Annotated in this window: 20 protein-coding genes; 7 read left to right on the top strand and 13 right to left on the bottom strand. The window is 66.9% G+C overall.

The window, feature by feature from the left end:
* Position 1: 1 nt before the first annotated feature.
* The 4 genes from rnhB to glmM form a co-directional block, all read right to left on the bottom strand.
* On the bottom strand, positions 2–556 hold the full coding sequence (gene rnhB / locus QOL79_RS08140; RefSeq protein ID WP_283419265.1) for a ribonuclease HII: 555 nt from the start codon (positions 554–556) through the stop codon (positions 2–4).
* A 139-nt stretch (positions 557–695) separates the two neighbouring features.
* Complete coding sequence (gene thiD, locus QOL79_RS08135) at positions 696–1,838, bottom strand: bifunctional hydroxymethylpyrimidine kinase/phosphomethylpyrimidine kinase (protein ID WP_283419264.1); 1,143 nt, start codon at positions 1,836–1,838, stop codon at positions 696–698.
* Positions 1,839–1,944: 106 nt separating this feature from the next.
* A complete protein-coding gene (locus QOL79_RS08130) occupies positions 1,945–2,169 on the bottom strand; it encodes a DUF1272 domain-containing protein (protein WP_204992654.1) in 225 nt (74 codons plus the stop codon).
* A 43-nt stretch (positions 2,170–2,212) separates the two neighbouring features.
* Positions 2,213–3,550 (bottom strand): phosphoglucosamine mutase, encoded by a 1,338-nt coding sequence (glmM, locus tag QOL79_RS08125; protein ID WP_282949600.1) that lies wholly within the window; start codon positions 3,548–3,550, stop codon positions 2,213–2,215.
* Between the two features lie 119 nt (positions 3,551–3,669).
* Between glmM and QOL79_RS08120 the strand changes: the two genes are divergently transcribed.
* Both QOL79_RS08120 and QOL79_RS08115 read left to right on the top strand, forming a co-directional pair.
* Positions 3,670–4,923 carry a dicarboxylate/amino acid:cation symporter gene (locus QOL79_RS08120; protein WP_082657724.1) on the top strand — a complete coding sequence of 418 codons (1,254 nt, stop codon included), beginning with the start codon at positions 3,670–3,672 and terminating at the stop codon, positions 4,921–4,923.
* Complete coding sequence (locus tag QOL79_RS08115; RefSeq protein ID WP_283419263.1) at positions 4,920–5,915, top strand: aldo/keto reductase; 996 nt, start codon at positions 4,920–4,922, stop codon at positions 5,913–5,915. Before QOL79_RS08120 ends, QOL79_RS08115 begins: the two co-directional genes overlap by 4 nt.
* Positions 5,916–6,007: 92 nt before the next feature.
* Here the strand turns inward: QOL79_RS08115 and QOL79_RS08110 are convergent, their stop codons facing one another.
* The 5 genes from QOL79_RS08110 to QOL79_RS08090 form a co-directional block, all read right to left on the bottom strand.
* Positions 6,008–6,544 (bottom strand): DUF1003 domain-containing protein, encoded by a 537-nt coding sequence (locus QOL79_RS08110; RefSeq protein WP_283419262.1) that lies wholly within the window; start codon positions 6,542–6,544, stop codon positions 6,008–6,010.
* 7 nt (positions 6,545–6,551) lie between these two features.
* Positions 6,552–7,253 (bottom strand): NnrU family protein, encoded by a 702-nt coding sequence (locus QOL79_RS08105; protein ID WP_058457204.1) that lies wholly within the window; start codon positions 7,251–7,253, stop codon positions 6,552–6,554.
* Between the two features lie 127 nt (positions 7,254–7,380).
* Positions 7,381–8,715, bottom strand: coding sequence for an amidohydrolase family protein (locus QOL79_RS08100; protein WP_283419261.1), 1,335 nt, complete (start codon positions 8,713–8,715; stop codon positions 7,381–7,383).
* 113 nt (positions 8,716–8,828) lie between these two features.
* Positions 8,829–10,244: an amidohydrolase gene (locus QOL79_RS08095; protein WP_283419260.1), complete on the bottom strand. Its 1,416-nt coding sequence runs from the start codon at positions 10,242–10,244 to the stop codon at positions 8,829–8,831.
* Between the two features lie 3 nt (positions 10,245–10,247).
* Positions 10,248–11,870, bottom strand: a complete 1,623-nt coding sequence (locus QOL79_RS08090; RefSeq protein WP_283419259.1) for a peptide MFS transporter — start codon at positions 11,868–11,870, stop codon at positions 10,248–10,250.
* A 187-nt stretch (positions 11,871–12,057) separates the two neighbouring features.
* On the opposite strand from QOL79_RS08090, the gene QOL79_RS08085 reads away from it, so the two are divergent.
* A complete protein-coding gene (locus QOL79_RS08085) occupies positions 12,058–12,639 on the top strand; it encodes a nitroreductase family protein (protein WP_283419669.1) in 582 nt (193 codons plus the stop codon).
* A 71-nt stretch (positions 12,640–12,710) separates the two neighbouring features.
* Entirely contained in the window at positions 12,711–13,058 is a 348-nt protein-coding gene (locus tag QOL79_RS08080; protein WP_204992645.1) for a GntR family transcriptional regulator, read from the top strand.
* 272 nt (positions 13,059–13,330) lie between these two features.
* On the opposite strand, the gene QOL79_RS08075 is transcribed toward QOL79_RS08080, so the two are convergent.
* Genes QOL79_RS08075 through QOL79_RS08060 form a run of 4 tightly spaced genes read right to left on the bottom strand, consistent with a single transcriptional unit; the run spans position 13,331 to position 20,042 of the window.
* Positions 13,331–15,175 (bottom strand): tetratricopeptide repeat protein, encoded by a 1,845-nt coding sequence (locus QOL79_RS08075; RefSeq protein WP_283419258.1) that lies wholly within the window; start codon positions 15,173–15,175, stop codon positions 13,331–13,333.
* The gene (gene prsR / locus QOL79_RS08070; protein WP_282949592.1) at positions 15,176–16,552 is read right to left on the bottom strand and encodes a PEP-CTERM-box response regulator transcription factor; all 1,377 of its coding nucleotides are present in this window, start codon (positions 16,550–16,552) and stop codon (positions 15,176–15,178) included. It abuts the gene before it with no gap.
* A gap of 2 nt (positions 16,553–16,554) precedes the next feature.
* On the bottom strand, positions 16,555–18,651 hold the full coding sequence (gene prsK, locus QOL79_RS08065) for an XrtA/PEP-CTERM system histidine kinase PrsK (RefSeq protein ID WP_058456131.1): 2,097 nt from the start codon (positions 18,649–18,651) through the stop codon (positions 16,555–16,557).
* 2 nt (positions 18,652–18,653) lie between these two features.
* Positions 18,654–20,042, bottom strand: coding sequence for a TIGR03013 family XrtA/PEP-CTERM system glycosyltransferase (locus tag QOL79_RS08060; protein WP_282949591.1), 1,389 nt, complete (start codon positions 20,040–20,042; stop codon positions 18,654–18,656).
* Positions 20,043–20,544: 502 nt separating this feature from the next.
* On the opposite strand from QOL79_RS08060, the gene QOL79_RS08055 reads away from it, so the two are divergent.
* Genes QOL79_RS08055 through QOL79_RS08045 form a run of 3 tightly spaced genes read left to right on the top strand, consistent with a single transcriptional unit; the run spans position 20,545 to position 21,479 of the window.
* A complete protein-coding gene (locus QOL79_RS08055) occupies positions 20,545–21,129 on the top strand; it encodes a hypothetical protein (protein ID WP_283419257.1) in 585 nt (194 codons plus the stop codon).
* A complete protein-coding gene (locus tag QOL79_RS08050; RefSeq protein ID WP_283419256.1) occupies positions 21,122–21,310 on the top strand; it encodes a hypothetical protein in 189 nt (62 codons plus the stop codon). The genes QOL79_RS08055 and QOL79_RS08050 overlap by 8 nt, the downstream gene beginning before the upstream one ends.
* Positions 21,303–21,479, top strand: coding sequence for a hypothetical protein (locus tag QOL79_RS08045; protein ID WP_283419255.1), 177 nt, complete (start codon positions 21,303–21,305; stop codon positions 21,477–21,479). The genes QOL79_RS08050 and QOL79_RS08045 overlap by 8 nt, the downstream gene beginning before the upstream one ends.
* Positions 21,480–21,546 lie beyond the last annotated feature (67 nt).

Below are 21,546 nucleotides of genomic sequence, written 5' to 3'. Positions count from 1 at the left end.
GTCAGATCAGGGTCAGTTGCGCAACCGGCGCGAAACTGGCCCGGTGATGCGGCGTCGGTCCGTGCTTGCGCAGCGCCGCGAGATGCTTCGCCGTGCCATAGCCCATATTGGTCTCCCAGCCAAAGCCCGGATGGTCGCGCGCCGCCGCGACCATGAACCGGTCGCGATGCTCCTTCGCCAATATGCTCGCCGCCGATATGCACGGGTGCGACGCATCGCCGCCGACGATCGCCCGCGCCCTGTAGCGCCATCTGGGTAGCCGGTTGCCGTCGACCAGCACCTCGCCCGGCTCGAATCCCAGCGCCTCGACCGCGCGCGTCATCGCCACGAAGGTCGCCTGCAATATGTTGATGCTGTCGATCTCGGCGACGCTCGCCTCGCCGATCCCCCAGCGGCAGCGCGCCTTGATCTCGACTTCGAGTTCGGCGCGGCGTTTCGCGGTCAGCTTCTTGCTGTCATCAAGCCCGGCAATCCCGCCTTCGCAGAGCAGGACGGCGGCTGCGACCACCGGCCCCGCGAGCGGCCCGCGCCCGGCTTCGTCGACGCCGACGATCACGACTCCCCCTCCCGCAAGCGGGAGGGGCAGCGAGACTTGCGAACCTGTTCGCTAGTCGCAGCGGGGTGGGCAAAGCCGGCGGCAGGACCTCGCTTCGCTCGAGCCCACCCCCAACCCCTCCCGCCTGCGGGAGGGGGGATCAAATGCGCCACGGCGGATATCTCCGATACTCGCCCGCCTGATAGAGGCAGAGGCGGTTCCCCGCCGGATCGCTCAGCCGCGCCTCGCGCCAGCCCCATTCCTCGTCCTTCGGCATCTGCTCGAACTGCACCCCGCGCCGCGCCAGATAGGCAACCCACGCATCGAGCGCACCGCTCTCCAGATAGGTCGTCGCCCCGCCCGCCGCGCCGTCGCCGACATGGATCGACAGCGTAACGCCGTTCGCCGCCTCGAAGCGCGCGTACCCATTGCCGGGGCTATCGACGATCTGCGTGAGCCCCATCTGTTTGTAGAAGGCGACCGACACCGCATAGTCGTTCGCGGGCAAGGTGATCTGGTTGAGCGCCGGGCCGGTGAACAGCCCGTCGTTGCGCACGAACTGCTGCCCCATCGGGCCATGCCCGCTCCCCAGCCCCGGCGCGCCCATCAGCGCGAGCCGCACGAAATCGCGCGCCCGCGCAACCGCGGGTTCGAGCGGCATACCCTGCGCAAGTCCCGTCGCGATCGCGCTGGCCAGCGTACAGCCCGTGCCGTGCGTGCTTGTCGTGTCGATGCGCGGCGCCTCCCAGCGCGCAACCTCGCCCTCGCCGGTTTCGAGCAGGCGGTCGATCACCGTCTCTCCCTCGCCGTGCCCGCCCTTGATCAGCAGCGAGCAGCCATGCGCCAGCACCGCCTCCTCGCCGCCGAGTGCTGCGAGTTCGGGCAGGTTCGGCGTCGCGACCATCGCGCGGTCGAGCAAAGCCTTGAACGCCGCGATCGTCGCGTCATCGGCGAGCGCCGATCCGCTTGTCGCCACCATCACCGGATCGAAGACGACCGCCGCGTGCGCAAGGTCGGGCCGCGTCAAACGCTCGGCGACCGCGGCAGCCGTTTCGGCGCTGCCGATCATGCCGATCTTCACCGCATCGACGCCGATATCGGCAACGACGCTGTCGATCTGCGCGAGCACCATCTCGGTCGGGATCGGGTGGACGCCCTGCACGCCCAGCGTATTCTGCGCGGTGATCGCCGTGATCGCGGTCATCGCGTGACCGCCCAGCATCGTCACCGCCTTGATGTCGGCCTGGATTCCCGCACCGCCCCCGCTGTCGGAACCGGCGATGATCAGAACGCGTGCGGTCACAACATGCCCCCAAAATCATCGTCACCCCGGACTTGATCCGGGGCCCATGACGACAGGCCTGTGGAGGATGCCGGATCAGGTCCGGCATGACGAATATGGGGAATTGTCACCCCTTGAACTTCCGCTCCGTCGAGGCGGGGAATTTCGCGAGCGCCGCGCCTTCGCGCAGCGGCCGGTCGAGCAAATCGCCGCCACAATTGGGGCATCGCTCGTCGAGCTTGTCGGCACAATCGGCGCAGAAGGTGCATTCGAACGAGCAGATGAATGCGCCGTGGATATCGGCGGGCAGGTCGCGGCCGCAGCGTTCGCAATCGGGTCGCATTTCAAGCATGGTATTTTCCTTCCAGTTCCGTCCGTACGGACGGGATGACTCATCAGGCGGCCGCCACGCGCACCGCGTCGCAGATCAAATCGACGACCCGCTCAACCTGGCCGGCGTCGTCGCCCTCGGCCATCACACGGATCACCGGTTCGGTTCCCGACGCGCGGATGACGAGGCGTCCGCGTCCGTTCAGCGCCGCCTCGCCCTCGGCGATCGCCGCCTGCACCTGTGCATTATCCAGCGGCTTGCCGCCCGCGAAGCGGACATTCTTCAAAAGCTGCGGCACCGGATCGAACTGGTGCAGCAATTCGCTCGCCGGCTTCCCCGCCCCGACCAGCTCGGCCAGCACCTGCAGCGCCGCCAGCGTCCCGTCGCCGGTCGTCGCATGGTCCGACAGGATCATATGCCCCGACTGCTCGCCGCCGACATTGAAGCCACCGCTCTTCATCCGCTCGAGGACATAACGGTCGCCGACCTTCGTCCGTTCGAGGGTCAGTCCTTCGCCCTGAAGGAAGCGCTCGAGCCCCAGGTTCGACATCACCGTCGCGACGACGCCGCCGCCCTTCAGCCGACCTTGCCGCGCCCAGCTCGCGCCGATCAGCGCCATGATCTGGTCGCCGTCGACGATCGCGCCCTTCTCGTCGACGATGATCAAGCGGTCGGCATCGCCGTCGAGCGCGACGCCGATGTCGGCGCCGCTCGCGACGACGGTTTCTTGCAACAGGCCGGGCGACGTCGATCCGCAATTCGCGTTGATGTTGGTGCCATTGGGCTCGACCCCGATCGCGACGACGTCGGCGCCCAGCTCCCAGAACACCGTCGGCGCGCTGTTGTACGCGGCGCCGTTCGCGCAATCGAGCACCATCTTCAGCCCGTCGAGCCGAACCGATTCGGGCAAGCTCTGCTTCACCGCGTGGATATAGCGGCCGCGCGCGTCGTCGATGCGCTTGGCGCGCCCGATATGCGACGGGTCGGCAAGGCGCGCTTCCTGCGTCAGCAGGAACTCGATCTGCATCTCGTCCTCGTCCGACAGCTTGTAACCGTCGGGGCCGAACAGCTTGATGCCGTTGTCGAGAAACGGATTATGACTCGCCGAAATCATCACGCCCAGATCGGCGCGCATCGACCGCGTCAGCATCGCGACCGCCGGGGTCGGCATCGGCCCGACCTGCACCACGTCCATGCCGACGCTGGTGAACCCCGCGACGAGCGCGTTCTCGAGCATATAGCCCGACAGACGCGTGTCCTTGCCGATCACGACGCGATGCTTGTGGTCGCCGCGCAGGAAGTGTGCGCCCGCCGCCATTCCGACACGCATCGCGGTTTCCGCGGTCATCGGAGCCCGGTTGGTCAGCCCGCGAATCCCGTCGGTTCCGAAAAACTTGCGCATGGCACCTCTGCTACCTAATCCGGTGGGCAGGACAAGAGCCCACCCGTAATACCGGACGGCCCTAGGTCACCCATTTTGGCTTGGCAAGCTGGCCGGGACCGGCACCGGGAGAATCGAACTTGAAATCGGCATGGATCATCCTTTCGGCGCTCGTCGTCGGCATGTTGCTGGGGGTCGCGGTCGAAAGCCTGTCTCCCGCCGCCGGAACCGCCAGCCTCCCCTATGTCGAGACCGCCGGGCTGCTCTGGCTCAACGCGCTGAAGATGACGATCATCCCGCTGATCGTCGCGCTCCTCATCACCGGAATTACCGCGACCGCCGATGCGGCGCGCGCGGGCAAGCTCGCGGGCCGCGCCGTCGCGATCTTCATTGCCGGCAACCTGATCGCGGGGCTGATGACCCTGCTCCTGCTGCCGCTCCTGCTCCGCGCCTTTCCGATGTCGGCCGCCGCCGCCGAGGGGCTGCGCCACGGACTCGGCGGCCACACCGAAACCGCCGCATCGCCGACCTTCGCCGACTTCATCCTCGGCCTGATCCCCACCAACCCGATCGCCGCCGCCGCCGAAACCTCGATCCTGCCGCTGATCGTCTTCACGACGATCTTCGCCTTCGCGATCACGCGCGTCGGCACGGCGGAGCGCGCAACCCTGTCGGGCTTCTTCAAGGCCCTCGGCGACGCGATGCTCGTCGTCATCGGCTGGGTGCTCGCGCTTGCGCCGATCGGCGTCTTCGCGCTCGGCTATGCGCTCGCGGTCAAGGCCGGGGTCGCAGCGTTCGGCGGCCTGCTCCACTATGTGCTGATGCTTTCGATGATCGGAACCGGCACGATCATCCTCGCCCTGCTGCTCGCGGTCTTCGTGGTCGGCGTCTCCTTGCCGCGCTTCGTCCGCGCGATGGTCCCGACCTTCGCGGTCGCGCTCAGCACGCAAAGCTCGCTCGCCAGCCTGCCCGCAATGCTCCGTGCCTCGGCCGAGCTCGATGTCGATCCCAAGAAAGCCGACATTGTCCTGCCGCTCGCGGTGGCGCTGTTCCGCTTCACCAGCCCGGCGATGAACCTCGCGGTCGTCATCTATGTCGCCTGGTTGTTCAACATCGAGCTGACCCCGTGGGAGATGGCGGTCGGCCTCGCCGTCGCGCTCGCCGCGGCGCTCTCGTCGGTCAGCCTTCCCGGTTCGATCAGCTTCGTCACCTCGATCGCGCCGATCGCGATCGCGATGGGGGTTCCGGTCGCGCCGCTCGGCCTGCTCGTCGCGGTCGAAACCTTCCCTGACATCTTCCGTACCCTCGGCAATGTCGTCGCCGATGTCGCCGCAACCAAATATGCCGCCGATGGTGTAGAAGAGGATGCATCCCCCGCAGGAGTCGTTTCATGAAATATCGCACCCTCGGCCAAGGCCTCGAAGTTTCCGCGATCGGCATCGGCTGCATGCCGATGATCAAGGGCGGCAACATCCTCTATGGCGAGGCCGCCGACTTGGACGAATCGACGCGCACGATCCACCGTGCGATCGACCTTGGCGTCACCTTCTTCGACACCGCGCAAATCTATGGCCCCTTCACCAACGAGGAGCTGCTCGGCGAGGCGATCAGGGGCAAGCGCGACGGCCTCGTCATAGCCACCAAATTCGGTTTCAAGTTCGACGGCAAGCAGATCGTCGGCGTCGACGGCAGCCCCGAGAATGCGCGCCGGTCGTGCGAGGGCTCGCTCCAGCGGCTCGGCATCGACACGATCGACCTTTTCTATCAGCACCGCGTCGATCCCTCGGTGCCGATCGAGGAGACCGTGGGCGGGATGATGGAGCTGGTGAAGGAGGGCAAGGTCCGCCACATCGCCCTCTCCGAAGCCGGGCCCGAAACGATCCGCCGGGCCGCCAAGGCGGCTCCGATCACCGCGCTGCAGAGCGAATATTCGATCTGGGAACGCGACGTCGAAGAGGAAATCCTCGGCGCCTGCCGCGACAACGGTATCGGCTTCATCCCCTATTCGCCGCTCGGCCGCGGCTTCCTCGCCGGCACGATCCGCAGCCGCGACGAGCTGCCCGAGAATGACTGGCGCCGCAACGATCCGCGCTATTCGGACGAGAACCTGCCCGCCAATCTCGCGATCGTCGACGCGATCGCCGGGGTCGCCGCAAAGCATGGCGTCTCGAACGCACAGATCGCGCTCGCGTGGCTGCTCGCGCAGGGCGACGACATCGTCCCGATCCCCGGCACCAAGCGCCGCGTCACGATGGAAGACAGCGTCGCCGCCGCCGACGTGGCGCTCACCGCCGACGACCTCGCCACGATCGACGCTGCCGCGCCGATGGGCGGTACAAGCGGGCCGCGCTATGGCGAAATGGGAATGCGGATGGTGCGGTTGTAGCGCGACTCTCGACCGGTTGCGGACATAGCGATCCTCCCCGGCACGGGGAGGATCGGAGACGTCCGCTCCCCACCCCAAAGCCGCCTTCCCGCCTATTCCTTCCGATCCAGCCGGTCGCAAAGCTCATCGACCTTCTCGCGCAGCTCGTGAAACGGCATCTGGTCCAGCTTTTCGTGCAGCCGCATGATCTCCAACTCGGCGCGCAGGTTGATTTCATAATCGACGCTCGCGGTCAGCCGGTCCTTCGCGGCCTGCCGGTTCTGGCTCATCATGATGATCGGCGCCTGCACCGCGGCGAGCGTCGAGAGCATAAGATTCAGAAAGATGAACGGATAGGGGTCGAACGCCAGCCCGAAACGCTGCAGCACCTCCGAATTGAGCAGCATCCAACCGAACAACACCAGCGTAAACACGATGATAAAGCCCCACGAACCGCCGACCGCCGCGACGCGGTCGGCCAGTCGGTCGCCGCGGCTCGCCTGCGCGTCGCCAAGGTCCGCCGCATCGCGGCTGCTGGGGGCCCGCGCGGCGATGGCCTCGAGAACACGGCTTTCCTCTATATCCAGATTATCATAGGCGCGGCCAAGCAGCCGCAGCGACAAATCGTTGAGATGCGCGGTGCTGTTCATGCACCTCCTATCCCACCCAGCGCCATATCCCGGCAACCATGAAGCCCAGCGCGCCGTGCGCCCATGTCGCGGCAAGCCACAGAACGATCCCGCCGAGCAGCGCATGGCCGCGCGGCAGGGCATCGCCCCACGGCGTCGTACCTGCAACCTGGCGCGCAAAAGGCACGAAGCTGGTCCGCGCCGCCCAGTGCCTCCAACTGTCGCCCATCAGCCGCGCCTTCTTCGCATCCTGTCCGGCCGATCCGACGAGCGCGAGGAAGGCGATCGTCGCCGACAGCACGATCTGCCCCGGCGTCGGCATCACCAGCGCGTGCGCGAGCGCCCACAGGGTGAACCCCCACATCATCGGGTGCCGGGTGATCGCAAAAACGCCGCGCGGCGCCGCCTGCGCGGCGGCCGCGGCGTTTGGCGCCGGCATCGCCGGATTGCCGATCAGCGATCCCATGAACAGGATGCTAGCGACCAGGACGAGCAGCGAAGCGAGGATCCAAAGCGGATCGTCGACGGCCCACAGCGGCGGCTCGGGCGGCATCCCGCGCCATGCCTGCACGATCAGGACGAAGGTGGCGATCGCGACGATCGAATAGACGATCATGAAGCCGCGCTCGCCAAGCCGCCCGGCAAGCCCAGGACGCATCGGATGCGACAGCAGCAGGTGCGAACCGACGAACAGCGCGCAGGTCGTGATCAAAAGCGACATGGGTTGCATTGGACGCCCCCTCTCCCTTTGGCGCCATTCCCTTCAAATCGTCACCCCCGACGAAGGCCGGGGTCTCACCCGCGCAGTCGACGGGCCGCGATGACGAAATGGGGACGAACGCCCGCAACCATTATAATCACCGATCATATGCCTTCGGCAATGCCCCTTCGGTCGGGGTCAGGTAGCGATCGCGCAGCCGGTCCTGCCGCGTGACGAGCGACTGGCGCTTGCCATCGATCCACACCATCGTCGGACGGCTGCCGAGTTCGAGCGGGTCATTGTCCCAGATCACGATATCGCCCGCGCGCCCCGCGCGCAGCGACCCGATCGCGCCGTCCATCCCCACCGCCTTCGCGGGCACGCTGCTGATCGAGGCGAAGGCCTGATCCCATGTCAGCCCGCTCGCGCCCGGCAGCTTCGACAGCCCGACCAGATTGCCGGCATATTGGGTGGTATATCCCATCTTGTGCGCATCGTCGTCGTCGAACACGCCGACCGACACCTCGACCCCTGCCGCCTTCAGCCGCCCGGCGTTCGACTGCGTCGCGCCGAGCTGCTCGAAACTGCCCGGCAGGTCGGTGAGCGGCGAGACGAGCACCGGCACCTTGGCCGCCGCGATATCGCGCGCGACGAGCCAGCCCTCGGTCGCGCCGACGAGCACCAGCTTCAGCGCCGGGAATTCGCCCTTCAGCTTCAGCACGTTCAGGATATCCGCCGCGCGGTCGACGCGCACGAACAGCGGGGTCGTGCCATTGATCACGCGCACCAGCGCCTCGGCATCGGCGCGCTGGATCAGCGAGTCATTGCTCCACTCGGCCAGCGTCGTGGGGTTGCGGGCATAGCTCCGCGCCGCCAGCAATTGCTCGCGGAACAGCAGGAAGGTCGCGGCGCGGCTGCCGCCCGCCTTCGCCGACCCGTCCTCGCCGAACGCGACGAACTGCAGCGCGCGCGGGCGCGTCACCATGTCGTTGTCGTCGCCAAGGTCGACGACCGCGCCCTGCCCGGCGAACAAATTGCTGCTGCTGCCCGGCGCGACGATCGCGCGCGTCACGCCCGCGGCGCGATTGACCGCGATCGGCGATCCCATCGGGTTGAGCGCGGGCGCGATATCGAGCCCCGCCGAGAAGCGCGAGCGCGTCGCCGAGCGGTCGTTGGTGCCGGCAACGGCATCGACCTCGACCAGCCCGACGCGGCTGAACGCCGCGACGATGCCCGGCGTCACATAATGGCCGCCCGCATCGACGCGCTCGATGCCCGCAGGCACCGCCACTCCGCGCCCCGCCGCAACGACCTTGCCGCCGCGCACGACGACGGTGCCGCCCTCGATCGGCGCGCTGCCGTCGCCGATGACGAGCTTCGCATTGGTGATTGCGACGTCCTGCGCGTGAGCCGGAGCAGACAAGGCCAGAGCAGCAACCAGGGCGCCCGCCAACCCGGTTAGCACCGTGCCCCTGCGAAGGCAGGGGCCCATCTCCGGTCCTGTCGATTTCAAACAAGCCGCGGTGAACAAGCGAGAGCGAAGGAGATGGGCCCCTGCCTTCGCAGGGGCACAGGAGAGCCTGGACCGGACGGTCGGGAGCCGCATCATTTCACGTCTCCTTCGCCCGGCTGCCCAAGCTCGAAGTCGGTCACCGGACGCCGTTTCGGGTCCATCGCGTCGAACATCAGCGCGCCGTCGATCCAGACCTTTTCGGGCCGCGTATAGACGCTGAACGGATTGCCGTTCCACAGCACGACGTCGGCCATCTTGCCGGGCTTCAGGCTGCCCGTCCTGTCCCCGATGCCGAGCGCCTTCGCCGGGTTGATCGCAAGCCAGGTCCATGCCTGCTCGTCGCTGATCTGCATCCCCATCCGGCGCCCCGCAGCGAGCGCTTTCGCCGCTTCCTGATTGAGCCGCTGGATCTGGTTCGCATCGTCCGAATGGACGATCGTGCAGGCGCCTTCCTTGTACATCAGCGCGATATTCTCGGGCACCGCGTCATAGGCCTCCATCTTGAAGCCCCACCAGTCGGCCCACATCGCCGCGCAAATGCCTTCCTTCTTGAGCAGGTCGGCGATCTTGTACGCCTCGACCGCGTGGTGGAACGCCGCCACCTTGTATCCGAACTCGTGGCTCATATCGATGACGATCGCCATTTCGTCGGCGCGGTAGCAGTGGTTCTGGACGAGGATTTCACCCGACAGCACACCCGCGAGCGTTTCCATCGCCAGGTCGCGGTCGACCGCTTTCCCCTCGTCGAGCTTCTTCTTGTACGCCGCCGCCTTCGCCCAGGTCTGGCGATTGACCGCCAGATTGCCCATGCGGGTCGAGGGCATCCGGCCCTTGGCGCCATAGACGCGCTTCGGATTTTCACCGCACGCCATTTTCAGGCTGTACGGCGCGCCCGGAAACTTCATTCCCTGCATCGTCCGCGCGGGCACATTCTTGAGCACGACCGAGCGGCCGCCCATCAGATTGGCGCTGCCCGGCAGGATTTCGAGCGTCGTCACGCCGCCGTTCGCGAGCGCGCGGGTAAAGCCCGGGTCCTGCGGCCACACGCTATGCTCGCTCCACACCTCGGGCGTGGTCGGCGAGGTCGCCTCATTGCCGTCCGAATGCGCATCGACCGCCGGCGAGGGATAGTCGCCGAGGTGACTGTGGATGTCGATCACGCCCGGCGTCACATATTTGCCCGTGCCGTCGACGACATCGGCGTCGGTCGGCACCTCCAGATCGGGGCCGCCGACCGCCAGCACCTTGCCGCTCGACAGCACCACCGTGCCATTGTCGAACCGCCCGCCCTCGCCGTCGAAGATCGTCGCGCCCTTCACGACGGTCAGCCGCGTCGGATATCCCTTGTAGGTCGAGGGATAGGGATCCTTGTCGAACTTGACCGGCTTTTCGGCCGCGGCGGTGGCGGGCTTGTCACCCGCCGATTTCGGCGCCTCGCCGCCCGCCGCGCAGCCGACGAGCGCCAGCGACACCGCAGCCAGCAGGCCGCCCTTCACGCTCCTGACCATCGATTACGCCCCCTTCGGTTCGGGGTGGATGCCCGCGGCCTGCGGCTCGGCCTCGCCGACACCGGCCAGGCCCTCGTCGCGGTCGCGCAGCGTGTCGAGGTGCATCCAGCGCTTGACGATCGGGCTGACCAGCAGCACCGCGACCGCGGCGCCAATCGCGATCCAGCCGAACATCTCGTAGATTTCGAGCAGCTTGGCCTTGCTCATCTCGCCGCCATGGCCGCCGGTCGCCTCGCCGATCTTGCCGGCGACGAAATTGCCGACCGCGGTCATATAGAACCACGCGCCCATGATGAGCGACGCGAGATAGGACGGCGCCAGCCGGTTCATCGCCGACAGGCCGACCGGGCTGAGGCAGAGCTCGCCGGTCGTGGCGAGGAGATAATAGAGGAAGACGAACAGCACCGGCGTCATCGCCGCCACGCCGAACGCTTCGGCGCCCCAGACGAGGACGAGGTTGGCAAGCCCCATCTGCGCGAGCGCCAGGCCGAATTTCGCGGGGGCCGACGGCTCCATGCCGCGCTTGCCGAGCCATTGCCACAGCCCGGCGAAGAAGGGGGCGAAGAGGATGATGTAGATCGGGTTGATCGACTGGAAGATCGAGGCGGGAACCGCGCCGCGGTCGACATAGCGGTCGGTGAACAGGTTCATCGACCCGCCCGCTTGCTCGAACAGGCCCCAGAACAGCGGGTTGAGCGCGATCAGGAACAGGATCGCGAACATGCGCTCGCGCGGCTCCTTTTCCAGCTTGAAGCTTTCGTAAAGGACATAGCCGAGCAGCGCGATGCCCGAGATAGCGAGCAACGACTGGATGACGTCCTGATACTGGACGAGCGCCCAGATCACGGCGACTGCGGCAAAACCGATGCCGTAAAGCGTCCATTCGCGCGACTTCGCGAGCGGCGCGGGCGCCTCGCCGGCGCCGAGGAGCGCGCTCTTGCCGAGGACGAAGACGACGAGACCGGCGAGCATGCCGATACCGGCAAGCCCGAAGCCATAGCCCCAGCCGATCCGCTGGCCGAGATAACCGACGAGGATCGTGCCGAGCGCGGCGCCGACGTTGATGCCCATGTAGAAGATCGTATAGGCGCCGTCGCGGCGGACGTCGGTGAGCCGGTAGAGCTGGCCGACCATCACCGAAATATTGGCCTTGAGGAAGCCCGAGCCGACGATGATGAAGGCGAGCGCGGCCCAGAAGACGTTGATCGTCGCGTCCTCCTGCCCCCCGCCCCCTTCGACCGCCATCAGGCTATGCCCCGCTGCGAGCAACAGGCCGCCGAACAGCACGGCTTTGCGCTGGCCGAGGTACCGGTCGGCGAGATAGCCGCCGAGAACCGGGGTGATGTAAACGAGGCTGGTATAGGCGCCGTAGATCAGGTTCGACTTGCTGTCGCTGAACAGCCAGTGCTGGGTCAGGTAGAAGATCAGGATCGCGCGCATGCCGTAATAGGAAAAACGCTCCCACATTTCGGCGAAGAAGAGCATGTAGAGGCCCTTGGGATGGCCGGCGAACTCCGGTTTCTTGCTGCCGGCGATCAGCGCGCCGATGCTCAGAAACACCGCGAGGACGACGAGTGCGATGACCGCGATCCAGTCACCCTCGTCCCACATACCCATAGATTTCATTGAAACGCGTCCCTTTTCCCGGATGTTTTTGCCGCGGCTTTCCGCCGCGCGAATGGCTCAACCTAGCGCGAAAATTGCTCAAGGGAAGAATCTAATTGCGCGTGAAACCATGTGGCACGCGGAGGAAATTTGTTGCGAATCGTTCGCAACGCTTGCGCAGGCCTCCAAAGGCGCCCAAATGCGCTCCATGTTCAACGACATCTCCTCGCTCCGCGCGCACCTCGCCACCCGCCGCTCGGGAAAGGCACGCGACATGGTCGCCCCCGGCCCCGACGCCGGGCAGCTCCATGACATCATCGCCCTCGCCTTGCGCACCCCCGACCATGGCAAGCTCGCGCCGTGGCGCATCGTCACGATCGCCGACGACCGGCGCGAGCGTTTCGCCACCGTGCTCAAGGACGCATGGGTGGCGGAGAATCCCGGCGCCGCGGGAATGGACCTGTCGGCGCTCGACCAGTTCGCGCATCAGGCGCCGAGCCTGCTCGTGCTGATCTCGACCCCGGTGCCGGGTGCGAAGATTCCGGTCTGGGAACAACAGATGTCGGCCGGCGCGGTCGGCATGAATCTGCTCCATGCCGCGCACGCGCATGGCTTCGTCGGCAGCTGGCTCACCGGCTGGGCCGCGTACAGCCCCAATGTGGCGAAAGCTTTCGGAGTCGCCGACGGCGACACGATCGTCGGCTATTTCTTCTTCGGAACCGCCGCCGCCGACCTCTCGGAGCGTCCGCGACCCGAATATGACGACGTCGTAAGCTCTTGGGATATTTAATTTCAATGTTGACGACATTTTGCTAATTTTCGCGATTTGACTGTGCTGCTGTCTTATGGCATTAAGGCGCCATGCTCGATCAGTCCAAACCCGTCTATCAGCGTCTCCGCGACGTGATCGCCAACGCCATTCTCGACGGCACCTACGCCGACGGCGATATGCTCCCGTCGGTACGCTCGCTCGCGGCGGAGGAAGGGGCGAATCCGCTGACGGTCGCCAAGGCCTATCAGACCTTTCAGGACGAAGGGCTCGTCACGGTAAAGCGCGGCGTCGGCATGTTCGTCGCCGAAGGCGCGACCGACCGCCTACGCACCTTGATGCGCGAGGATTTCCTCGCCAACGTCTGGCCCCCCGTCGCGCAGCAGATGCGCCGCATCGGCCTCGACGCGCGCACCCTGCTCGACCTGACCGAGGCCTGACGTTTCTTTCTGCCGTGGGGTGAGCGGAATTTCGTCACCCCGGACTTGATCCGGGGTCCATAAGGTCCGCGCTGCCGCGGATCGCGCATCCGATCCGGAATGACGACAAAAGAGATAACCTCCCCTCCCGCAGGCGGGAGGGGCAGCGAGGCTTGCCAGCTTGCTGGCTAGCCGCAGCGGGGTGGGCATGGCGCGCCGTCGTCGCCCCACCCCCAACCCCTCCCGCCCGCGGGAGGGGAGACGAACGGCCGCAGCCGCTCGTCAGCAGCCCCCTACCGCCCGACCTGCGCCGCCTTTTCGCGCAAATCCGCCGCCGCCTGCGCATTCCCGCGCCGGTCCAGCAAATCCGCATAAATCCGCATGATCTCTGCATTCAGCGGCTGCAGCCGATAGGCGAGCGCGATCATCGGCAGCGCCTGCTCGCTGTCGCCCCTTGCAATCCACGCGCGTGCCAGTTCGCGCAGCACCACCGCGTCACGATTGCCGATCCGGCGGCGAATGCGCTCATAATGCGCGATCGCGGAGTCCCAGTCGCGGGCGTCCATCGCCAGCGCAGCGGCGATCCGCTCGCCCGCCACGCTCGACGGATCATTTGCGAGCAGCCGCAACACGACGCGGCGCGACGCCGCGGCATCGCCGATACGGTAAAGCGCATTGGCCAGCCGCAAGGCGACCCGCTCGCTCGCATCGAGTGCCTGCGCCGACCGGTACGCCTGCACCGCAAGGTCCAGCCGCCCTCCGGCCAGCGCCGCATCGCCCAGCAGCACGTGCGCGTCGGCTACGCCGGGGTTGGCATCGCGCAGCCGCGTCGCGCGCGCGATTGCTCCCGCATAATTGCTTCCCGCCAAATCGGCGGAGATCGCCGGGATCGCCTTCGCCGGATTGAGCGGATCGCCATCGGCCGACAGCGAAGCGAGACCGTAGCTGTCGCTCGCCGCGAACGGCGCCGCCTCGCCGCGCGCCAGCGTCGCAGCGCGCGCCAGATAGGCTGCGGACGCATCGGCATCCCCCGTCTCGGCCGCCAGCCGCGCCGCGAGCAGCAACGCCCAGCTATCGGCATCGCCGCGTGCCGCGACGGGCGCCAGGGCATCGGCCGCCGCCCCGGCATCGCCATCGGCCCAGTCGGCCACCGCGAGGATGCGGCGCGCAGTGAAATTGTTCGGCTGTTCGGTCAGCAGCCGGTCGGCCCAGGTCGCCGCCACGGCCTGTCCGCCGAGTTCGAGTTCGACGACCGCGCTCAGCAGCATGAAGCCGGGCACATCGTCCATCGCACCGCGCGTGCGCTGGAGCAGGCTGCGCGCCAGCGGATAGTTCGCGCCGCGCGCCGCGAGCACCGCCTGCAGATAATATATCCTTGGATCGCCCGGCGCCAGCTCGGCCGCCGCGCGCAGCGACGCCAGCATATCCTTGTACCGGCCGAGGTCGCCGAACGTCGCGCCCTGCTCGATCAGCGCGTCGGCGTTTGCCGGATCGGCCGCCAATGCGGCCTCGTACCAGCCGAGCGAGGGCTTCAGCCCCTGCTGCGTGCGCACCAGTTTCGCCTTGAGCGTCAGGGCGGCGCTGTTCTTCGCGTCGAGTTCGATCGCATAGTCGGCGGCGTCGTGCGCGCCCGCGGCGTCGGCGTTGGCGTCCCGAAAGCGCCCGACCGACACCCACAGCGCGGACTCGTTCGGCAGCGCCCGGACCGCGCGATCGAACGCGGCGCGCGCCGCGCCGAGATCGCCGCCCGCAAGCTGGACATCGCCCTCGACCCACGCCGCCTCGCCCGCCATCTCGGGTGCGACGGGTCCGTCGGCGAGCGTCTCCAGCGCGCGCGTCCCGTTCCCCTGCAACGCATAAGCCCGCGCCAGCAGCGGGCGCAAATAGTCGGCGTTGGCGCCCGCCGCGAGCGCCGCCTTCACCGTCGCCTCGGTCCCCACGCCATCGCCCAGCGCGATCTGCACGCGCGCCAGCCGGACCCGCGTCGCAATATCCCTGGGGTCAGCCGCGACGTCGCCCTGCAGCTTTGCAGCGCGCTCGCGAAGTTCGCTATGCGCGCCCTCCTTCGTTGCCTCACCGCAGCCGGCGAGCGCCAGCGCCGCCAGCGATGCGGCGAGCAGGACGCGGACACGGACCACTCAGGCCTGCATCCGATATTGCTTCAGCAGGTCGTAAAGCGTCGGGCGGCTGATCCCGAGCAGCTTCGCCGCCGACGAGATATTGCCCTCGCTCTGCGTCATCGCGCGGCGGATCGCGACGCGATCGGCGGCCTCGCGCGCGCTGCGAAGGTTCAGATAATCCTCGCCGTCCGCCTCGCTCCCGCCGGCAAGGTCGAGGTCGTCCTTCATCACCAGCTTGCCGTCGGCCATGATCACCGCGCGCTTGATCCGGTTTTCGAGTTCGCGGACATTGCCGGGCCAGCGCCCCTCGTCGATCGCCTGCAGTGCGTCGGGCGCGAAGCCGCGCACCGACGGGTTCATCTCGGGCGCATAATGGTGCAGGAAATGGCGCGCCAGCAGCACCGCGTCGCCCGGCCGCTCGGCGAGCGACGGGATCTTCACCACCATCTCGGCGAGACGATAGTAGAGGTCGTCGCGAAAGCGCTGCTCGGCGATCATCGCGTCGAGATCGCGGTGCGTCGCGCAGACGATGCGCGTATCGACCGCGATCGCCTTGCGCCCGCCGATCCGCTCGATCGTCCGTTCCTGCAGGAAACGCAGCAGCTTGACCTGCAGCGGCAGCGGAATGTCGCCGACCTCGTCGAGGAACAGCGTACCGCCATGCGCCAGCTCGATCTTGCCCTCGGTCGTCTTGACCGCGCCGGTGAACGCGCCCTTCTCGTGCCCGAACAGCTCGCTTTCGAGGAGATTCTCCGGGATCGCGGCGCAGTTGATCGCGACGAACGCCCCGTCGCGCCGCCCGCTCGCCTCGTGCAGCCCGCGCGCCAGCAATTCCTTGCCCGTCCCGCTCGCGCCGAGCAGCATCACCGACACGTCGAGGTTCGCGACGCGCTCGATCGTCCGCGCAACCTTCAGCATCTCGGGCGCCCCGGTGATCATCCCGCCCAGCACGCGATTGTCGCCCGAACCCCGCTCGGCGAGCCGCCCGTTCTCGACCTCCAGCTCGTGGACATGGAACGCCCGGCGGACGATCAGTCCCAGTTCCTCGATATCGATCGGCTTCTGGTAGAAATCCCACGCCCCGCTCGCGATCGCCGCCAGCGCGCTGGCGCGCTCGCCATGCCCCGACACGACGATGACCTTGGTATCGGGCTTCACCTCGAGGATCGCCTTCAGCACGCGAAATCCCTCGCGCGTTCCGTCGGGATCGGGCGGCAGCCCGAGGTCGAGCGTCACCACCCCCGGCTCCTCGGCGCGCAGCAGCTCGATCGCGCTGTCGAAATCGCCCGCGATCAGCACCTCATAATCGTCATACGCCCATTTGAGCTGCGCCTGCAGCCCCGGGTCGTCCTCGACGACCAGCAATTTCTTCGGCGCGGTCCCGCTGTCGTTCATGTCTATGCCACTCTTCCTGCCGGCATTCCCGCGTCCGCATGGGCCTCGGCCAGCGGCAGCCAGAATGTGAAATTGCTGCCCTTGCCCGGCTCGCTCGCGACCTCGATCGACCCGCCCATCGCCTGCGCGAGCTGCAGCGCCTCGAACGCCCCCAGGCCGAAGCCGCCTTCCTTGGTCGAGACGAAGGGCTTGAACAGCTCGTCGCGGACGAAAGCGCGGGTCATGCCCGCCCCCTGGTCGATCACGTCGATCCGGACGCGCCCATTCTCGGCGACCGCGATCAGCTGCACCGGCGTGTCGTCGGCAGAGGCGTCGATCGCATTGCTCACCAGATGCTGGACGACCTGCCGGATCGATCCCGTATCGCCCCACGCCGCAAGACCCGCCTGACATCCGACGAACAGCGCGCGCCGAGTCCGTACCTCGGCCGCGACGTCGCGCATCAGCGGTTCGACCAGCGTGCGCACGGCATCGGCCGACGGCCCGCGTTCGCGCGGCGACAGCCGGACGAGCAGGTCGGACAGCCGCCGCGAGGAGATTTTCAGCGTCTCGATCATGTCGGCGCGGAACGCCGGCTTTTCGGCATGACGCTCGGCATTGCTCGCCAGCAGGCTCAATTGGCTCGCCAGATTCTTGATGTCGTGCATGATGAAGGCAAAGCGGCGGTTGAACTCGTCGAAACGCTTGGCCTCCGACAGCGCCGCCTGGCTGTGGGACTCGGCCAGATAGCTTGCCGCCTGCTGACCCGCGATGCGCAGCACGTCGAGATCCTCCCAGTCGAGCGCGCGCGACACCGGCGGGCGATGCAGCACGACGACCGCGATCATCCGGTGGAAATGCAGCACCGGCACGACGACCCACGCGCGCGGGTCGGCCAGCAGCCAGCCCGGAATCGCCAGATCCTGCTCGCCCTTCTCGCCGCGCCGCTCGGCATCGAGGTCGACGATGTGCCGCGTTTCCTGCAGCATGAAGGCCGATCGCAGCGGCAGCTCGGCGCCCTCATCGATACCCGCCGGCCAATGCCACTGGTCGGAGACGCGAAACGCGCCGAGCGGATCGGGCAGCATCAGCAGCGCGCCAGGACTGCCCGTCAGCTCGGCCAGCGCGCGCGCCGCGCGGCGATGCAGGTTGCGATCGTCCTCGCCGTCGCCTTGCGCAAGCGTCGCGGTAAAGCGCATCCATTCGGCGCGATAGTCATAGCGATGCTCGAAGAAATGCTTCGAGATCATCACCGACAGCCACGCCCGCGCGCGCGCCGACAGCAGCAGCAGCCCGCCCGCCCCCAGTGCCAGCGTCAGGAACACCCCCTGCGCGAGGTCGCCATAATCGCCGCCGAGCTGCCGCGCGACCGCACCCGACAGCCCGATCAGGACCAGATAGAGCGCCGCGCCGAGCAGGATCAGCGTGCGCACCGCGGCGGGGCGCGACAGCCGCATCCGCTCGCGCCCGATATCCATCGCCGCGATCACGAAGGTCGGCAGAATCGCCAGCGCGACCGCGGGCAGCAGATGGATCAGCGTCGTCGCCGCCCTGCCGGTCATCGCCCCGATCAGCTGGACGTTGAGCTCATAGCCCCACAGCATCGCAAAGCCGCCCGCGACCGCCATCACCGGCATCCGGAGGCCCGCGCTCGCGCGGCGGACCCCGCTGTCGATCACCAGCAGCCCGCCGATCGCGACGAGCATCGTCGAGACGGCAAGCGACGGCCCGAGCCACTCGCTCGCCACCGCGCTCCGCCAATGGGCGATCAGGCCCGCGACCAGCGAAATGCCGCTGATCGTGACGAGCAGGCGAAAGATCAGCCGCTGCGCCCCCGCCATCGCGGCGGGTTTCGGCCAGAAGGTCGCCGCCAGCCAGCCGAGGATCGCCATGTCGCGCAGCGCCTGCGCGACCAGCACCTGCGACGCGCCGGGCGCAAAGACATAGAGCGACGCGCTCCACGCCATCGTCGCGGCGGCGGCGATCGCCAGCCAGCGCGGTGCGGGCATCAGCGCCGCCATCCGCTCGCGCGGCCGCGCCAGCAGCCACAAGGTTACCCCGCCATATCCGACAAAGGCCAGCGCGGATAAAATGTCGGCAAGGGCTCCCAGCGTCGGCATGGTCAGCGCGCGCCCTCCGGCCACAGCACGACGCGGACGGTCTGGAGGAGGATCAGCAGGTCGAGGAAGGGCGAGTAGTTCTTCGTGTAGTAAAGATCATATTCCAGCTTCGCCCGCGCATCCTCGATCGACGCGCCATAGGGATAGTTGATCTGCGCCCAGCCGGTCAGCCCCGGCTTCACCATGTGACGCTCGGCATAATAGGGCAGCTCGCGCTCGAGTTCCTCGACGAAGGCCGGGCGCTCGGGGCGCGGGCCGACGATGCTCATCTCGCCCTTCAGCACGCACCAGAGCTGCGGCAGCTCGTCGATGCGCAGCTTGCGGATGACATGGCCGACGCGCGTGACGCGGGGGTCGTTCTCAGACGCCCACACCGCCTGCCCCGCCGCCTCGGCGTCGGTGCGCATCGACCGGATCTTCACGACCTCGAACGGCTGGTCGTACCGCCCGACGCGCGACTGGCGATAAAAGACCGGCCCGCGGCTATCGAGCTTCACCGCGACGCCCGCGATCAGGATCAGCGGCAGCCCGACGACCAGCACCGCAAGGCTCGCGCCGATATCGAACAATCGCTTGCCGACGCGCGAGATCCGCTGGCCCGCCGAAAAGCCGTCGGAAAAGATCAGCGCGCTCGGGTTCGTCGTCGCCAGATCGACGCGCCCGGTCTCGCGCTCGATAAAGCTCGCAATGTCGCTGACCTGCACGCCCGTCGTCTTGACGCGCAGCAGGTCGTCGAGCGGCAGCGCGCCGCGCCGTTCCTCGAGCGCCAGCACCACCTCGCCCACGCGCAGGTCGACGACATGGTCGGCGATGCTGGCGATCATCGCGCGCGGCATCGCGTCCGCGATCGCGCGCTCGCCCTCGGTCATTGCGACGAAACCGGCGATCACGATCCCGCTTCCGGGCGCTTCGGCCAGTTTTTTGAGCCGCATCGCGCGCTTGCCCGCCCCCAGCACCAGAACGCGCCGGCGGAACGCCTCGGCCCCCGCGCTCTGCGTCAGCGCCAGCCGGATCAGCGACAGCGACGCGATTGCGAACGCCATCGCGTACAGGCTGTTGACGCGCCACAAGGTCGCGGTCGGCAACAGGAAGCCGACGACCGCAAGAAAGATCACCCCCAGCGAAATCGCCGCGAGCAGCCGCGCGGTCGCGAACTTCATCGACCGCAGCGCCTCGTTGCCATACATCCCGGTCGCCATCATCGCGAGCGAGTTGGAAATGGCGAACGTCGCAAGCGGCAACCAGCGATCGGTCAGCGCACCGGGGTCGAAATCGGCATAACGGGCATAAAGATGCCACGCGGCCTCGGCCGACCCCAGCAAGGCCAGGAATTCTACGAGCGCCAGCCAGACGACCGCGTGCGGCACATAATGTTTGAACAGTCGGAACATCGGAAAGTCTGGCCCTTTCGCGGATATACCTAGCGCGCAGGCGTCAACTGTCGGTTAATGTAGAAGTAGCCAATCGCGCGGGTTTCTGCGGCTTACGACGGAAAATCATCGTCAACAACGCCAGACACTTACGCGATGGATGGAAAACACATCGGGCCGGAAAGCGACTGGCATCGCCCCCGGCCCACCATAACGATGAGGTGACATCGCATGGCTACTGATTCAGATACCCGCCACGATTCCATCCCGCAAGGCTGGCAGCCTATAGAGACCGCGCCAAAGGACGGGCGCGTCATCATTGTAGCGCACGATGAAATGGGCGCCTTCGAGATGGCGTGGAACCCAATCGGCACGAACCCGATGTTTGCCCCCGGCGAGATCGGCATCTGGGAAGCTCCGGATCGATCATTCACATGGCGCGCTGGCGAATTTGGTCCCGACAAGTGGGCGCCCCTCCCCTCAACACCCCCTCTCCGTGAGGGAAACGATAAGGATTATGGGAATGGGTGACGAACCCTTGGCGCCAGCGTGCATGAAGTGCGAGGCGGTGACCGGCAAAACCACATGCTTTCCCGGACCCTGCGTTTTCTTCCACGAGCGCAACACGCGGGGAACGAAGGCGCATAACATCGCGACCTTGGACCGCATTCGCCGGGGATCGAAAGAACCTGTCCGCGCGGCCACTGATCTTCGCCCCACCCCAACAAGGACACAGCCCATGTCGAATGAGGAACTGACTTTCGACGCCAAGATGGTCGCGGGCGCGTGGTTCGGGCTGATGGACCCCGGCAAGGGGCAACTCACCTTTAGCCTTGCCGAGCTTCGCCCGACCGATCGCGCGCTTGATGCGTTGTCCGAACTCGTTGCCGCTCACCTTCTTTCCGTGGAGCCGTTCAATCGATACGGCGGCCTTGTCTATCGCCCTCTGACCAACTTCCGCTGGGCCTTCAAGCTGCTGGTCGAACACGACGGCGATCCGGCAATCAAATGGCCGCTTACGGAACGCTTGAGCGGAGGTGAAAAGGAAGCCCGCGCGGTCCAAAAGCGTGCGCTCGGACTCGCCAACAAGGACCACCCCAATGACTGATACACCGGAGAAAAAGCCACGCGGCTGCAAATGCAAATTCTGCACCCGCGACCGGCGCTTCGACGAAGCCATCAAGGGAGCCGCAGACGAAGCATTTCTGCGCGAAGTCTATGAGCGCTTCACCGAGATGGAATACGATTACGACCGCCTTCGCTACACCAAGGAAGCTTTCGATGACTGATACACCGGAACAAGTGGGATGGATGCCTTTGAGCGACGACGAGCGAAGGATCGTGGACTGGCTGCGCGCTGAGTACGCCGGGTCCTGTGAACGGCAGGAAATCCCGGCCAACGCCATCACAATGATCGACACGATCCGCCACCTGATCGAGAACGGAGCACACCGGTAATGAACTTCCATTATTCGGCCCGCGACTGGGCGCGCCTGTCAGCCGACGAGCAACATCGCTTCCGCCG

This window comes from Sphingopyxis sp. Geo48 (assembly GCF_949769155.1).
Lineage (GTDB): Bacteria > Pseudomonadota > Alphaproteobacteria > Sphingomonadales > Sphingomonadaceae > Sphingopyxis.
Note: the sequence above shows the minus strand (reverse complement) of the source record. Positions and strands in the feature narration are given on the sequence as shown.

Coding starts and splice junctions, on each gene's coding strand:
- QOL79_RS08130 (WP_204992654.1), bottom strand. CDS start 2,169: ATGCTTGAAATGCGACCCGATTGCGAACGCTGCGGCCGCGACCTGCCC.
- glmM (WP_282949600.1), bottom strand. CDS start 3,550: ATGCGCAAGTTTTTCGGAACCGACGGGATTCGCGGGCTGACCAACCGG.
- QOL79_RS08115 (WP_283419263.1), top strand. CDS start 4,920: ATGAAATATCGCACCCTCGGCCAAGGCCTCGAAGTTTCCGCGATCGGC.
- QOL79_RS08110 (WP_283419262.1), bottom strand. CDS start 6,544: ATGAACAGCACCGCGCATCTCAACGATTTGTCGCTGCGGCTGCTTGGC.
- QOL79_RS08105 (WP_058457204.1), bottom strand. CDS start 7,253: ATGCAACCCATGTCGCTTTTGATCACGACCTGCGCGCTGTTCGTCGGT.
- QOL79_RS08100 (WP_283419261.1), bottom strand. CDS start 8,715: ATGGGCCCCTGCCTTCGCAGGGGCACGGTGCTAACCGGGTTGGCGGGC.
- QOL79_RS08095 (WP_283419260.1), bottom strand. CDS start 10,244: ATGGTCAGGAGCGTGAAGGGCGGCCTGCTGGCTGCGGTGTCGCTGGCG.
- QOL79_RS08090 (WP_283419259.1), bottom strand. CDS start 11,870: ATGAAATCTATGGGTATGTGGGACGAGGGTGACTGGATCGCGGTCATC.
- QOL79_RS08085 (WP_283419669.1), top strand. CDS start 12,058: ATGTTCAACGACATCTCCTCGCTCCGCGCGCACCTCGCCACCCGCCGC.
- QOL79_RS08080 (WP_204992645.1), top strand. CDS start 12,711: ATGCTCGATCAGTCCAAACCCGTCTATCAGCGTCTCCGCGACGTGATC.
- prsR (WP_282949592.1), bottom strand. CDS start 16,552: ATGAACGACAGCGGGACCGCGCCGAAGAAATTGCTGGTCGTCGAGGAC.
- prsK (WP_058456131.1), bottom strand. CDS start 18,651: ATGCCGACGCTGGGAGCCCTTGCCGACATTTTATCCGCGCTGGCCTTT.
- QOL79_RS08060 (WP_282949591.1), bottom strand. CDS start 20,042: ATGTTCCGACTGTTCAAACATTATGTGCCGCACGCGGTCGTCTGGCTG.
- QOL79_RS08055 (WP_283419257.1), top strand. CDS start 20,545: ATGGGTGACGAACCCTTGGCGCCAGCGTGCATGAAGTGCGAGGCGGTG.
- QOL79_RS08050 (WP_283419256.1), top strand. CDS start 21,122: ATGACTGATACACCGGAGAAAAAGCCACGCGGCTGCAAATGCAAATTC.
- QOL79_RS08045 (WP_283419255.1), top strand. CDS start 21,303: ATGACTGATACACCGGAACAAGTGGGATGGATGCCTTTGAGCGACGAC.